Source organism: Microcoleus sp. bin38.metabat.b11b12b14.051 (assembly GCF_013299165.1).
Lineage (GTDB): Bacteria > Cyanobacteriota > Cyanobacteriia > Cyanobacteriales > Microcoleaceae > Microcoleus.
On the sequence record NZ_JAAFKD010000009.1, the window covers coordinates 192,257 to 207,462 of the forward strand.

General features: G+C 44.7%; 12 protein-coding genes. 3 read left to right on the forward strand and 9 right to left on the reverse strand.

Annotation, left to right across the window (positions count from 1 at the left end; all coding sequences use genetic code 11):
- Positions 1 to 25 precede the first annotated feature (25 nt).
- The 6 genes from QZW47_RS12550 to QZW47_RS12575 are packed head-to-tail and all read right to left on the reverse strand — an operon-like array spanning position 26 to position 7,364.
- Entirely contained in the window at positions 26 to 1,576 is a 1,551-nt protein-coding gene (locus QZW47_RS12550) for a hypothetical protein (RefSeq protein WP_293127643.1), read from the reverse strand.
- Complete coding sequence (locus QZW47_RS12555; protein ID WP_293127645.1) at positions 1,576 to 3,321, reverse strand: RAMP superfamily protein; 1,746 nt, start codon at positions 3,319 to 3,321, stop codon at positions 1,576 to 1,578. Before QZW47_RS12555 ends, QZW47_RS12550 begins: the two co-directional genes overlap by 1 nt.
- Positions 3,318 to 3,728 carry a hypothetical protein gene (locus tag QZW47_RS12560; RefSeq protein WP_293127647.1) on the reverse strand — a complete coding sequence of 137 codons (411 nt, stop codon included), beginning with the start codon at positions 3,726 to 3,728 and terminating at the stop codon, positions 3,318 to 3,320. The genes QZW47_RS12555 and QZW47_RS12560 overlap by 4 nt, the downstream gene beginning before the upstream one ends.
- On the reverse strand, positions 3,728 to 4,555 hold the full coding sequence (locus QZW47_RS12565) for an RAMP superfamily CRISPR-associated protein (protein ID WP_293127649.1): 828 nt from the start codon (positions 4,553 to 4,555) through the stop codon (positions 3,728 to 3,730). Before QZW47_RS12565 ends, QZW47_RS12560 begins: the two co-directional genes overlap by 1 nt.
- Positions 4,555 to 5,646, reverse strand: a complete 1,092-nt coding sequence (locus QZW47_RS12570; protein WP_293127651.1) for a CRISPR-associated protein — start codon at positions 5,644 to 5,646, stop codon at positions 4,555 to 4,557. The genes QZW47_RS12565 and QZW47_RS12570 overlap by 1 nt, the downstream gene beginning before the upstream one ends.
- Entirely contained in the window at positions 5,631 to 7,364 is a 1,734-nt protein-coding gene (locus tag QZW47_RS12575; protein ID WP_293127653.1) for a type III-B CRISPR-associated protein Cas10/Cmr2, read from the reverse strand. Before QZW47_RS12575 ends, QZW47_RS12570 begins: the two co-directional genes overlap by 16 nt.
- A gap of 246 nt (positions 7,365 to 7,610) precedes the next feature.
- Between QZW47_RS12575 and QZW47_RS12580 the strand changes: the two genes are divergently transcribed.
- Positions 7,611 to 8,786 (forward strand): WYL domain-containing protein, encoded by a 1,176-nt coding sequence (locus QZW47_RS12580; protein ID WP_293127655.1) that lies wholly within the window; start codon positions 7,611 to 7,613, stop codon positions 8,784 to 8,786.
- 196 nt (positions 8,787 to 8,982) lie between these two features.
- Here QZW47_RS12580 and raiA read toward each other — a convergent pair whose 3' ends face one another.
- Positions 8,983 to 9,636, reverse strand: a complete 654-nt coding sequence (gene raiA, locus QZW47_RS12585; RefSeq protein ID WP_293127657.1) for a ribosome-associated translation inhibitor RaiA — start codon at positions 9,634 to 9,636, stop codon at positions 8,983 to 8,985.
- 150 nt (positions 9,637 to 9,786) lie between these two features.
- On the opposite strand from raiA, the gene lipB reads away from it, so the two are divergent.
- On the forward strand, positions 9,787 to 10,491 hold the full coding sequence (lipB, locus tag QZW47_RS12590; RefSeq protein ID WP_293127659.1) for a lipoyl(octanoyl) transferase LipB: 705 nt from the start codon (positions 9,787 to 9,789) through the stop codon (positions 10,489 to 10,491).
- A gap of 686 nt (positions 10,492 to 11,177) precedes the next feature.
- On the opposite strand, the gene QZW47_RS12595 is transcribed toward lipB, so the two are convergent.
- The gene (locus QZW47_RS12595; protein ID WP_293127661.1) at positions 11,178 to 11,729 is read right to left on the reverse strand and encodes a single-stranded DNA-binding protein; all 552 of its coding nucleotides are present in this window, start codon (positions 11,727 to 11,729) and stop codon (positions 11,178 to 11,180) included.
- 7 nt (positions 11,730 to 11,736) lie between these two features.
- On the opposite strand from QZW47_RS12595, the gene QZW47_RS12600 reads away from it, so the two are divergent.
- A complete protein-coding gene (locus tag QZW47_RS12600; RefSeq protein WP_293127663.1) occupies positions 11,737 to 11,895 on the forward strand; it encodes a hypothetical protein in 159 nt (52 codons plus the stop codon).
- Positions 11,896 to 12,074: 179 nt separating this feature from the next.
- Here the strand turns inward: QZW47_RS12600 and QZW47_RS12605 are convergent, their stop codons facing one another.
- Complete coding sequence (locus QZW47_RS12605) at positions 12,075 to 14,618, reverse strand: mannose-1-phosphate guanyltransferase (protein WP_293127665.1); 2,544 nt, start codon at positions 14,616 to 14,618, stop codon at positions 12,075 to 12,077.
- Positions 14,619 to 15,206 lie beyond the last annotated feature (588 nt).

Sequence of the window (15,206 nt, forward strand, 5' to 3'; positions counted from 1 at the left end):
TGGTACGCCCTGGATGCACGCGGGGTCAGAAACCGGGTTTTTTCGTGGTATTTGGCGCTTTGGTTGAGGTTTGGAGTTCGTAACGGGCGATCGACTCCACCAATTCGTCATGCACTTTCGCCATCAAACTCGCTTCTTCAAGTGATGTAAATTCTTCTTGTTGCGGCAAATGTTCTTTAGCAATAAAATTTATACAGCTTAAAATCCGGTTCTTCCAATCATCTTTACTTTTAGTATCCCAAGCATCAAAAACCTCTGATTCTTGTAAGCCTTCTAGGCGATGGAAGCAATTATTGCGTTCTTTTTTAGCAACTTCCCAAACTATTTTAATGTCTGGATGGTTTTCCCAATCAGGTCGAGCTTGTTTTAGTAACTCATAAAGTTGATCGCCATACAGTCCTAATTTGCCCCTTTTTTGGAAGTTTGCTTGCAAATTGTCAGAGAGTGCATTGAAGTAGTCAGGTAATTCTTGACAAATGGAAAGCTTGATTTGAAGTCCATATTTTGAATCTTTGACGACGTGAGAACTATAACACTTTTCTGCCCATTTAATAACCGTGCCTTCAGCAGCACGGAAGCTATGAAATAAGGCATCAACTGTACTACCTTGTTCTAAGCGAACCCAAGCAAGATAAACAGATTCATATCCTGACTGATACCACGGAAAATTCTTGAGTGATAGCAACTTGCGATCGACTACAATTTTCTTGAATTTCAGAAATTCAGCAAAATTCCACTGTTCTCCGGCATCTAGTAGATATTTAATGCGTTTTTCTTGGAAACTACTTGGGACTGTATTAGTTAATCCCAAAATATCCCGAACACCTGTATAGTCATGGCGTTCTAACAGTGCTTTTGCCTCCTGAAGTTGAATCGCTCCCAGATAATTAGAGTTGTGAATTTTCTCACTTGTTTGACTATATTCATTACTAACAAGAAACTGGACATTATTTCTGAATCTTGCCAAGCTCGAAAACTGAACAGCAGAAGAAATCGCCGGAGTCCCAGCTTGATGACTCACATAAACAGTCGCATCTTCTGGGATGTCTAGTTTTTTCAACTCCTGTTGAACCAACTTTAAAACCTCATTCCAGTCATCCAACCCCACCGAACCTGATTTCGGCTTGAGCACTGGGAAATATCGATCGCTATCCATGACAACATCTGGAAAAGCAATATTCAGATAGTGTTGCAGAATAGGCTTGAGAGTGCAGGTGTCTTGCCAATAAGGGTGTGAAGGTTTTCCTTTATTTACAGCACTTATAACATCAGACTGATCGGTTAAAAGAACAATAATTTGATTGAGTTCAATCTGCTCTTTTTTGAGATAACCAGAGAAAGAATTCAGTAGGGGAAAGTCTAAGTCATTATAGTATTTTGCAAGGGCTTGACCATAAACAATGCCCATTGCTCTTGAGGGATACCGCCACAGTTTTTTACCAGTTTGCTCGGATTCAGAGCAAGAAAATTGTCTGCTAGTTCCTAATTCACTACGAACTTTTGAACACAAAGTATTCCAGCGATTATTCTTTAGCTGTACGTCACTGCTGCCTGTTGTGATAATCCAAACGTTCATTAATTTTTATCTCCCCAAAGCTGTTCAAACTGTTCAGGATGGCTATTCATAAAATCCAAAAAATCATTTGACTCTGTTGATTCATCTGGAAAGATCGTGATAATTTCCAAATAGCGAGGGCTAGGTCTAATAATCGGCTTTCTAGGATTTTCAGGATCTCTTCTCAGAACTATCAAAGGATACATTCGATGCCAAATAAGACTTATTTGCCCAATTTTTCCAGTAACAGGCGATCTGTAAATTGATCCTTCTGACTGAATGCCTTGTATCCTTTGTTGGTAAGGTTTGTGAAACCAACGCACGGCTGCACTTTCATCAGCATTGTCCGCAATTCTACCCCAAACCTGAACATTACTAGGATGCCAAGATTCTCGCCAATCTTGTGCCCATTCAGCTTCTCGTAGTGGATTGTTTTGAGATTGTATCCACTCTCTAGCTGTTTGTCGGACATTATCTAAAAAACCACTTACCTGTTTTAATCCGCTAACCTGTACATTTCGACCTTGGGTATTTTCTCCTAGCCATTGCCAGTGACAACCAATCAACGCTTTATAGCTGTCTTCATAATACTCTTCAAAAAATTTGCGGTGATCGACTCGTCGCCATGATTTACCAAATCCTCCCAAAATCATGGCAAACTGCATTAATTTGCCAACTAATTTTTTCAGGATTAATTCTTGGTTAGGAGTGGCTAATGGTTTAGCTAAAAACCAAACTAATTCCCCCTCAACTTCATAAGCGGGTTGAGCATATTTTCCAGAACCAAAAGGCTTGATATCTGATTTAGAAGCCTGAAACTGGAATCCTAAGAGTCCAACAGTTGCTTCTCTTTGCTGGATACCTCCAAACAAATTTTCCACTAATTGTTGTGCGGTTTCACTATCTGTTAAACCACCAAAAATCCTTAAGGCATGACCGCGAATGGCTGCCCGAAAGATATTCGGGCGAAACTCTCCAGTATCATCAATCAGTTTAGCAGCTTGTCCTTGCCCTTTGAGTTTTGCTCGATAAACAATTGGGTGAGAGGTTTGGTTAATTTGTCCATAACCTGTAGAGACTTTTGAACCTAATCCGGCTGCGATCGCCTGTTCCCAAATTTGCCAAATTTGCTGCCACCGATCTGGTAACAAAGGTTTAGAACAGGAAATCGCAAATCTCAGGGTTGGTTGATAAAGAGAAATCTGAGCATAAGCACTTTCACCTCTTGGTTTATCATTAGTATCACGAGTCATCACTTGCCAACCCTGTTGAGGATGAACTAAATCTAATAACCCTATTGTCCAATCATTAATCGGGTAAGCACCCTGAAATCGCAATAAACCCGGCGTGATTTCTAAATCATCGCCGCAATAATTATTACAGCTTCCTAGTGGTATATCACCCTTTTTTTCTAACTGTTCGCAAGCTTGGCGAAATGCTCCTTTCATACTGCTACCAGGATAAAAAGGAATCCCTGAAGCACCGATTACAGGGCGGAGCATTCCATCATCTTGCCCGCCATTGGTGACAAAACGCCAAGAGATTTGATAAGACTTTGCTTGAAAAGTATCAGTTGTTATATCTTGGGCATTTTCCCCAGAGATTAACTCAGCTTTGTCTATCCATTCATCTGCCCACAGTTCAACATCTTGTTTCTCACCTGCCTTTTTCTTTTTAGGATCAAGATATTGCAGTTGCGATCGATCTCTCACCTGTGCGCGAAACATCATCGGAACTTTTTTGTGTGCATTAGGAATTACTTTCATGGACGTTCCCTCCGAACTTTATAACGCTGTGTCCACCACACAAGACAGTCACACAATTGAGTTAAAACTGCGATCGCAACTCGCTGATCTTCCACAGGCAAAGCCCAGAGTTTTGCAGACATAGTTTGAATTTGTCCTGTGTTGCTAGGAACTACCGCATCATTTGGAATCGTAACTCCTGAATTCTGCATAATCCTTTGTAGAGCATCCCAGGTTTCTTTCCAGAAAATTGACTTGGTTTCTTCTCTACCTTTAAGGCGTAAATGTTCGCCCCAGAAACGTTCTAACCCATAAGCTACAGCCATTCGCATATTATGGGACTGATTGAGAGATTGTGGATCGCGTTGTCGTGCATCTAGGACTAGCTTTTGAGCAGCGCGATCGAGTTCGTAAGAATTCCAACCCATTACTGATAATCTCCTATAAGTGATACAAAACAACGACCAAAACCTATTGATTCCAAACCACCAAAATATAAATCTGATGTATTTTCATTTTCGCCAAAAGGCTTCCAGCCTGTTTCTTTCAACGCAATGGGAAATACTAAAATACTTCCTTCTGGCAAAGCTTCTGTATTGAAGAAAGCACCACCATCAACTTTCTTCTCGTTGGGTTTTTCTTTCGATCCCAATTTAACACGACTTTGCCGATACAGTGCCATATCGTGCAGCATAGCAATATCGTTATCATGCACTACTACTAATTTGTTAGCATCTAAATCTGTCCCCGTAGGAATCCAGGCTGATAAATCCTCCTCATGCTCCATTTCCAAAAACCCTAAATTGAAGAAGAGAATTTTACCTCGATCTTCCATCTGCCGACCTTGTAAACCTCTTTGTGCTGTGTAAGGTTGAGGAATATTTGCTGTTATACCTGCAATCCGCTTAAACCTTTTTAACAGCAAAGGACAGCTTACCCAAACCACAGGCTGACCAGGACAGAATACAGGAAACCAGACAAGTGAAGCATATTCAAACTTGACAATTGCTTCGGTTGTACCGCCATCAGAACGACCATCAACAGCTTCATGTCCATACCATATTTGTTCTTCTCCTGGTTCCCGATCTCTCAAATCTGCGCGAAATCTTCCGCGAATCGAGCTACCAGGAATAATCCCTGTCTGCGTAAATTGATCGCGGAAAATCAAATTAAGATTCCCACTTTCTTCTCCCGCTGTTGCACCGACGTGCAAGGGAGCTAGCGTTTCAATGATGCCGTAGGCTTTCTTGTACATTAGTCATCAACTCCTTCAACTTTAATTGGCAAACACAAACCACAGCCGAACTTTTTAAGTAATCCTTTTTCTGGAAACCATTCTGCCGGAAAGTCCCACCAATTTTTATTTAACGGGTCTTTCAAGACATAGACACTACCCGCAGGAACGGCATAACGTCCGCGAGACAAACGACCTTGACTTCGCGTCTGGAACTCTTCTTGTTTCTTGTCCCCATAGCCAATACGGTAGCGATAAGGAACTGCTTTGTCTGCTAACAACTTAATTTTATTGTGATCCATTGCAAAACTTTGCTGTTTTGGATAACGATAGGAAAGCTGATTCGATCCCCAAACACCGGGCGTAATCAAGGCAAAAGCCCGTTCAATAGGAGTACGTAAAAGCTCAAGAATGGGGCTATCATTTTCTAATTTAATGCTATCAATTTCAACAAGATGACCCTCACCACCGAACTGATACCAACCATTTGCTAATGGATAGGTCGAAAGATAAACCAGACAGGTATCATCTTTCATTTGTACAGCATTTTCAAGGAATAGTCCATCTTCTGGGAGAACGTGACGCTCGTCCTTTTTGATTTGTGGATGCAAGATAGAGGCATATTCCCAACATTTTGCAGCCACAGATGGGGGATTTTGTGTTCGAGTTTCTCGAATATATTCTGGCTCATCATCCCAATAGTCAATCTTAAGCCAGTGATACTCTGATTCATCTTTATCAGGTGGATTTTCTTCCTCTGCTGTATCTTCAGTTTCAGATTGAGATTTTAGACACCATTTGTGTGACTTAATCAACCATTCATCAGAAATATCTTCAGCAACTACTTTATGCCGAGGTAGGGGTACATAGAAGTATTCTGGATTATCAACCATTGCCCAAAATGGGCCAGCGAGATATAACTGATCTCGAAGTTCTTCATGGGGTGCAAAGGATTGATCTTTGTTGGCACTGAAAAATAAACCTGATAAGGTTGCAGCATCAGGAGGAAATTTAGAACCTGATTTACCCACTAAGTTTTCTGGTGAAAGAAATGCACCTGCACTACCATACATAAAGCCTAAAGGCTGAATCGTGATTAAGTATTTGAACATAGTTGCCAACCCACATTTACTAAACCATCGATCCACTGAGCAATTTTTTCCGGTGTATCAGTATTATTCTTGAAAATCTTTAGCCGTTGATTTTCAAAACCACTCATGTCGTCAAAATACAGCTTAAAAATCGATAAAGCTATATCTTCATTTACGGTTGTAGCAGTATCTTTAAGTTCGATCGCATGACGCGCTTTCAATTGCGCCCAATCACTGTAAATGTGACTCCAATTGGGGTTTTGTCCCCAGCTTTTACCATCGCGGTCTTTGTATTTTTTGAGAATGTGTAAGTAATCCCAAGGACAAGTCCACTGCACGCATTGACCGCTGTTAAAAACTACTCGAATTGTAACGCGATCGCGCCCCAAACTCTTTGCCCGTTTTTCCGCCTCCCGACAGTGCTGCAAAATATCTCGCTGTGGTACGCTATGCCCAGCCCAAACAAAGCCAACACTGTAGGTAAAATCAAGCTCAAGTTCTTGCTTGATTTGCTTTTGCAATTCTTCCCATTGTTTCTCTAAAGTTAATAACCAATTAAATGCCTCAATCGGTTTTACTTTCTCCGGTGTTTCTTGTGTTTTGGTTTCCTCACTGTAAAGCACTCCAAAAAAGTCATCGCCACCAGCATAAATGACACGTCCTTTACCTTCAGGAAATAAATCTTGCTTTTCCTGAAACTCGTTTCCCCACCGCCTCATTAAATCACTGAATATTTTGAGATTGTGTTCTTGCTTTGGTTGATCATTTTCATTTCGCTTGACAATTTCTTGAAGCTTATCTCCAACTTTGTCGCCATCACCCATAAACCAGCCTGTCCAGTATCCAGCTTCACGATTAATATCTTTGAAGCCTTCATCTAATTCTGTCATGCCGATTTTCTTGGCAAGATATGGTAGCGTTACTAGACGCTTTACCAATTCAGGAATACTTAATCTCTCACCAGGAGCAATAAACTTGCCACCGATGTTTCCTTCTTTTCCGCTGCGGTTTTTCTCTTTTTTATTAAAATAAATTTCTAATTCTTGATCTGAAGGAATAAAGATTTTTGTTCGCTCTCTTGCTTTATGATTACGAGCATAAGGATCGTCCAAAATCCAAGCGAGGTGATGATAAAACCGTTTTAGTTCTAGTTGCTCAGTTTCATCGAGCGATCGCCCTGGTTGTTTCGATTCCTTCCCTAACTGATGCCAAGCAATTGCATCTGTCCCTGATAGGCTGGAACTCTCACCAATCCAGTTGATAGCTGTCCAATCTCGCTTCAGCTTGCGGCGTTCTAAATCTTGCATTGCTTCATCGGGCTTTTTACCAGTTCCCCAAAATACTTCCCAGGTATAACTCCCCCAGCGTTCCCATTCGCCTTTCTGTCGTCCTTTTTGCTCATCCGTCTGTGACCAATGATACTTTTCAGCGGGTACGTTCTGTTCTACCCATTCTCGGCAAATTTCCAACACTTTTTGCCACTCATTTAAGAGAGTTTTCTGTACAGTATCTCGATCCAATACCTTGTCGCCCTTAACTAGAATTCGGTTTGGCATTCCTTCTTTCACGTTAGGACATCCGGGAGAAATGACTTCAAAGCCAAGGCACTCTGCCTTTTTCACAAGTTTAGAACTCAGATAAGACAAAATCAGAGAAGCCCCAAACAAATCTCGGAGTTTACGGGATTTTTCAATAAAGCCCTGCACGGGGGCAAAGCTGATCGCAGTGTATTCAGACATAGATTCAATTTGTAAGGCGGGCTATACGCACCGAAGTGCTGCTGTGTCCCAAGTCGCTAACTGCTTAAGTCCGACTCAACTTAATATACCAGACGAGCCTGCCTCAATGCTAGTAATTCACAATATTTATCAAACTAATTACAAATTCTAAAGCTTTCTAAATAAAAAGCTTTCAGCCATTTATAAATTTTTATGTCAATATTGTCTTTCGCTTGATTTTTCCCAGCCCGACCTGTATCCTAGCTCATGGCAAAAAAACCAACCCCTCACGCCTACGCCGATCGACTAACGTTCGATCGCATAATGCTACTAATTGCCACATTAGTAAACAATCCCGGCATCGGATACAGCAACACCGAAACATCGGACGGCAAATATCACGATGCTTTACTAGAAGTGCGATCGCAATTACAGAAAATCGCAGCCGAATTCAGCATCGAATTTCCCGAAAACTATCCCGCAACTCCCACAATTCGCAAAGACTTAGAAACCTTGCGTAACTACGGAATCCTGGATAAAAGAATGTATCGATCCGGCTACTATCTCGGTACCGGTGCAATGACTCGCGAAGAATTGCAAGTCGCATTCCAAGCCCTAGCATCCCAAGCAAAAAATCAGGGAAATGCCCAAGTGCGCCGCATTTATGAAAAACTCACAAAACTGTTGCGCGGATTGGATATCGAACTCAAAGGCGAATTGTTTTATCCCGTTCGCCAACACCTGAATCGGGCGATTATTTACACCGATCCTGTCGAAATGCTCGATCGCCAAAAAAATCAAAATACCCTGTTTCACAAATTAGAAACTGTAGAAACAGCAATCGTGCGGGGACAGGCGATCGAACTTTACCGCGAAAAAGATTATTACGGCAAAGGAAACATCGGCTTACGGCGAATTTGGCCCCTGCAACTGATTTATCACGATATCGCCTGGTATCTGATTTGCCAAGATTGCGAAAACGGGCATTTGACCGTAGAACGAGTGAACCGCTTTAGTGACCACTGCGAAATTATCGATCCAGAAGGGCGCGGTTTAGCCGCACAGGAACAAAACTTGAAAATAGCTCAAAAGTTGTTAAAAAATGGCTGGGGGCTGTATTTGGGTAAACCAGAGCAACAACAGGCTGAATTGGAGGGTACGCTAAAGTTGCAAAAGGTGAAGGTGCGGTTTTTTGAGAAAGTAATAGGATTTATTCTAGAGGGCGATCGCCGACATCCGCGACAAAAGATTAAAGAAGGCCCGAAGGATAGTTCTGGCAACCTGCTATATGTTGATTATTGGATCGATTTGCCCGATCGCTCCCTCAACGAATTCAGCCTGTGGGTGAACAAGCATATGGATAGCGCCCAAGTGCTTTCGCCGCCGAGTTTGGTGGAAAAACACCGACAAGCAGCCAGAGATTTAGCCGCGAGATATAGCTGATCCGGTGCGTCGCTGCTCGAAAAGTCGATCGCTCTTTAGGGATCAAAGAATGGCGACGCACCTACGCCTAATTTTCAAAATAGCTCTAAAAAACCAAGAAAGGACTAAAGTCCTTACTACGAACAATATGTTTGTAGTGAGGACTTTAGTCCTTTTTTTTGCTAACGACTTGCAGCCATTAACGATTAACAATTATCTAGATTTTTCCAACACTAGATTTTTCAAATGCAGCGCTTTCGGCAATTTTGCCATTTTTGCTATGCCCGTTACCGTTACCGTTGCGTGGTTGGATAACTCCATAGCCGCTCTGACTCTTGCGTTCGTAGAGCACATTAATTTCGCCTGTTTCCGCATTGCGGAACATATAGAAATCGTGATCGATAATCTGCAATTGTTCCAAAGCTTCTTGCACAGTCATCGCAGGCATGGCAAAATACTTAGTCCGCACTACCTCGGCTGGAAGTTCGGGAGTTCGATCGCCAATCAAATCTGCTACTACAGGATGTTCATCAACCACAGTTACCGTTTTGGCGTTAGTCTGGGTTTTGTTGTCCTGGCGTTTTTCCTTAAATTTCCGCAGTTGACGAGCTATCTTGTCGGCAACCAAATCGATACTGGCATAAAGGCTTTCCGTGCTTTCCTCAGCCCGAATCACGCTGCCATTAGCATAGATAGTCACCTCAGCAGTCTGCTTAGGATTGATCCTGGGGTTACGAGCCACCGATAGATGTATGTCCACTTCCGTCGTCAAAGTTTGAAAATGGCTAACTGCCTTTTCAACCTTTTGATTGACGTACTCGCGAATCGCATCGGTGATCTCTATATTTTTACCCTGGATAACAAGCTTCATAGAGCTCCCTCCCTTCTGTAACGTGGGTATAGTTCATACAGTAGCACCTTGTATTCTAGAAAACACTTATTTTCAAAATCTTTTTAAAGTGTTGACAATTCTTAATTTTAACTGCGTCAATATTCAGTATAAACACTCTTGATTTTTTTCATGCTTTTACCTTCTTTTTCTCAACATCTCAATTCTCAATCCTGCTTGCTCCTCGATTGGGGACAAGTGCCCTACTCCCAAGCTTGGGAAATCCAGCAAAAACTTGTCCAACAGCGCCGGGAAAATCCAGATTTGCCTGATGTGCTGATTTTGCTGGAACATCCGCCGGTTTACACTTTGGGATTGGGCTCGAAGTTGGAATTTCTGAAATTTGACCCGAGCCAAACTCAGCCGGAATTGCACAGAATTGAGCGGGGTGGTGAGGTGACTTACCATTGTCCCGGCCAGTTGGTAGGCTATCCGATTTTGAATTTGCGCCGTCACCAGCAGGATTTGCACTGGTATTTGCGGCAGTTGGAGGAAGTGCTGTTGCGAGTGCTGGAAGTATTGGGGCTGGAGGGTTCGCGGGTTCCGGGAATGACTGGGGTTTGGGTGGATGGGTGCAAGGTAGGTGCGATCGGCATTAAAGTCAGTCGCTGGATTACTATGCACGGTTTTGCTCTAAATGTTTGCCCGGATCTGGCAGGTTTTGGGCAAATTGTACCTTGCGGGATTCCCGATCGACCTGTTGGTAGTTTAGAGCAGTTTATACCGGGAATTCAGGTCGATCGAGTTAGGGCGATCGTTGTCGCTGAGTTTGCTCGTGTTTTTGGCGTGGAAATAGTGCGATCGGATCGGGAAATAGTGCGATCGGATAGCACGTAAGGTTGAAACCGCGTTTAGAAAAACGAAGACGGCGGTTGAAACCGCGTCTACAAAAACGAAGACGGCGGTTGAAACCGCGTTTAGAAAAACGAAGACGGCGGTTGAAACCGCGTCTACAAAAACGAAGTCTGCCTCCGCAGACTGAAGAAAAGAAGGTAATTTCAACCGCCGTCTTGTCTTCAACCCGCGGAGGCGGGTTTTGCCTATGTAGGCGCGGTTTCTAACCGCCGTCGGATCGATTCGCCGTCTTGTCTTCAACCCGCGGAGGCGGGTTTTGCCTGTGTAGACGCGGTTTCTAACCGCCGTCGGATCTATTCACCGTCTTGTCTTGTCTTCAACCCGCGGAGGCGGGTTTTGCCTATGTAGGCGCGGTTTCTAACCGCCGTCGGATCTATTCACCGTCTTGTCTTGTCTTCAACCCGCGGAGGCGGGTTTTGCCTATGTAGGCGCGGTTTCTAACCGCCGTCGGATCTATTCACCGTCGGATCGATTCGCCGTCTTGTCTTGTCTTCAACCCGCGCACCATCCGGGTTTTGCCTGTGTAGGCGCGGTTTCAACCGCCGTCGGTTCTATGATTTCAACCGCTTATCTTCAACCCGCGCACCATCCGGGTTTTGCCTGTGTAGGCGCGGTTTCTAACCGCCGTCGGCTCTATTCGCCGTCGGATCTTAAAACGGAATTGGATCTTAAAACGGAATTGGATCGTAATCGGGATTATCAGCTTCGTTAGAGGAACCGGGCTTGCGATCGGCATCCGAAGACTGCTGCGAGTTCCAATCCGAGCTAGACGGGCGGTTAGCAGGGGCTGGAGCGTTGTTAGAACTGCGGCCTCGGGAACTCATGGGAACCACATTGCTTGGCACATTAGCGGGTGCGCTGTCGCGAATTTGAGCGGGTTCGGGGGCGGTTCTAGCTGGGGGAGCCGCACTCATCGCATCGGCGCCGACAGTGTAAATCCTTTGGGCTGTCAGTTCAGCGCGCTTTTCTTTGATACCATCTCTCTCGATCGTATTCATACCGAGACGGCCTTCAATAATCACGCGATCGCCCTCGCGGTATTTATCGTGAATTTCTTGAGCTAAATTGCCCCATCCTATCACTTTCAAATGTTCTGGTGGATCTTCAGGTCTTGACCCTGGAAACTGCACCAGCATCTCAGCGATTTGCAGTTGATTGTCTGGAGTATAACGGAGTTGCGGTTGTTGAATTATTTCCGCCATTAAAATGCAGCTATTCATAACTTAAATGGGAATTTGGAATTGGGAATTGGGAATTGGGAATTGGGAATTGGGAATTGGGCATTGGGCATGGGGCATTGGGCATGGGGCATTGGGCATTGGGCAATTGGTAATTGGGAGTTCGGGATTGTTGATTTTTTTCTGTTACGTAACCAGGCATCATTAATTACATAAATACTCTTAAAACTGACAAGGCTTTCAGCCGAGATGAGTGTGTAATTGATTATGCACAACTACTTATTCGCTGTTGGTTGTCACCGATTACCAATTACCGATTACCAATTACCCATTCCCAATTACCAATTACCAATGCCCAATGCCCAATGCCCCATGCCCTATTTCCAATTACCCATTCCCAAATTTATCTTGTCGAACCGCCGCCTCCGCGTGAGTGACAAAATCGTGAACAAGGGCACGGTACTCCTTCAAAGTTTCCGAGACCCAATCTCGATCCTCGCTGTTGGCGAAGATATGAACGGTGGGTTCGCTAGCATCGGGTAAAACTAATAGCCAATTGTCATCGCTATAGTTAAAAATCTTCACTCCATCTATTAATTCTAAACGATCGGGCGAATGAGTCTCTACCAAATGCCGCATTAGGGAACCTTTTACCGTCCAAGGACAGCGGACACTGTAACTGCGGTGGGTGACACGGGGAAGTTCGGCTTTGATCTGTCCGAGCGATCGCTCCTGAATCGTCATCATTTCTATCACTTTAGCAATGCAGAACATTCCGTCAAACCCCGGATGCAACTGCGGGAAAATAAAACCCATATTCCCGCTACCGCCCAAAACCACATTCGGATTCCTGTTAGAGGCTTCCATCAATGCAGTTGGGTTTGCCTTAGTGCGGATTACCTTGCTTTGATGGCGACGCGCGATCGCCTCCACCGCAGAAGACGCATTCACCGGCACTACTACTGTACCTCTGGGATGGGAAGTCAACATCAAATTTACCATCAGCGCCGTCAGCATTTCCCCGCGAACCGCGATTCCCGACTCGTCTACCAAAATGAGCTGTTCGCCGTTGGCGGACACCTGCACGCCAAAATTAGCGCTGAGTGCTTTCACCACCCGGCCGAGTTGGTCGAGCAAATATTCCCGTTCTCCGTTGCTCAGAGAAGTCTGCTTGAGACTGGCATTGAGCACCACCGCATCGCAGCCGAATTTGGCGAGCATTTGCGGCAGAATTGCTCCCGAAACCGCGTAAACGTAATCGATTACCACCTTAGAATTGCTATAGCGAATAGCCTCAACATTCATCTGCCGCTCAAACATCCGGTTGTAAACATCGAGAGCTTGGTTAAAGTACGACATTTCTCCAATTTCGGGGATTAGAGCGCGTCGCAAATCTTCCTTAAAATAAGCGCCCTCGATTTTTTTCTCCGCAGCTTTAGTAATATTGATGCCTTTGATATCGAAGAATTCAATTAAAATGTGGTCGGAGCGATCGGGCGAAATCCGAACGTGAATGCCGCCAGCAATTGAGATCGTAGACGAAACCGTGCGCGCGATCGGAATTGCCGTCGATTCCAAATTGACCACATTAATTCCCACGGACATCAAACCCGCAATCAAAGACCTCGAAACCATCCGCGAAATGCTACGCTGATCGCGAGAAACCGAGACTGAAGCGCCAGGTTTCAAAGTTGAGCCGTAAGCAGCCCCCAATTTCACCGCAAATTCCGGGGTAATATCCACATTTGCCAGTCCTTGAACGCCACGCTGGCCAAACAAATTCCGCTTAGCTTGTTCTCCCCAAATCAAATTTTGATTTAACAGAGCGCCGGATTCAATATTTTTGCTCGGCCAGACGCGCACGCTAGGCCCGACTTGCGCCTCTTCTCCCACGATCGACATTGAACCGACAACAGCACCTTCGAGGACGTGGGCGCGCCTGTCTACGCGGGTGCTGCGGCAAATGACGCAGGCTCTGAGATGAGCATCTTCACCGATAATTGCTCCATTCCAGACAATGGGACGTTTGAGGTTAGCGTCGGCGCCAACTGTCACGTTATCTCCGATGACAGTACCAGCATCGATTTTAACTCGGGCGCCGATGCGGCAATTATTGCCGATCGTGGCGGGTGCTTCGACGATCGCGCTATCGTCAATAAAAGTATTTTGACCTACCCAAACTCCCGATCGCACTTCGTCGTAGTAACTCAAATCCAGTTGCACCTTTCCCCGCAGCGCGTCATACTGAGCTTCCCGATAAACATCAAGCTGGCCGACATCGCACCAGTAACCCTCGGCGATGTAACCATACATCGGCTCGTTTTTTTCCAGCAGCAGCGGAAACAAGTCTTTCGAGAAGTCGCACTCCTGATTTGCTGGTAAATAATCCAAGACTTCTGGTTCTAAAATATAGGTACCGGTGTTGACGGTATCGGAAAAAATTTCGCTGCTAGAAGGCTTTTCCAGAAAGCGGCTGATCCGGTAATTTTCGTCAGTAATCACCACGCCGAATTCCATCGGGTTGGGAACGCGAGTTAAAATTAACGTGGCTTTGGACTTATTGCTGCGGTGAAATTTTATAGCTTCCGTCAAGTCGAAATCTGTGATGCTGTCGCCACTGATGACTAGAAAAGTTCGATCGAGCAATTCCGCAATATTTTTGACACAACCAGCCGTACCCAGCGGTTGGTCTTCCTCCACAGCGTAGGTCATTTGAACGCCAAACTCTGCCCCATCAGTAAAATATTCGCGCATCACATCAGGAAGGTAGTGCAGCGTGGCAATAATTTCCGTAATATTGTGCCTTTTTAGCAAATTGATAATGTGTTCTGCGATCGGGCGATTCAGAATTGGTACCATAGGTTTAGGCAAATCGCACGTCAGGGGTCTGAGCCTCGTTCCCGACCCCCCAGCCATCAGCACTGCACGCATAAAAAATCCTCCTTGCTTAGAAACCTCTCTACCGTTATTGTCCGCTAGAAAAACCTTGCCTGCTGTAACTTGTGGAGCACCAACTATCAGTGTTAATTATTTTTGAATAATCGCGCGCCGCACAAATCTCAGAAACCGAGGCCGTGCGCCCATAGCAGCCGATTTCAACAGAATTAGGATTTGTGCGATCGATTTTTAGTAGAAGTCGCTTTTTACTTGCTCGCCCGAATCCTATTTCCTGGCTGCTGTAATAACCGCGCCCGACAGTTAGGACGTTCTAGCCTTACTCAAATCCTTGCAGAATAAGCTTCTTCCTGTTATCCGTTACGTCGGCTACATTTCCTACCTTGGTCGTTGGCAGAACTTCCGATCATCCGTTACGTCGGCTACATTTTCTGGTACATTGGTCGTTGGCAGAACTTCCTGTCATCGCTTACATCCGTTAAATAACCCGTTGCCGAACTTCCGAATGCTACATTTTTAAGTTTGCCACCAGCGGCGATTTGGAAGTATCTAGCTGAAGGTGGAAGTGCTGCGGGAATCCTGCACCAGGGGGCAGAAAAATGATAGATTAAGACTAGCGATGCA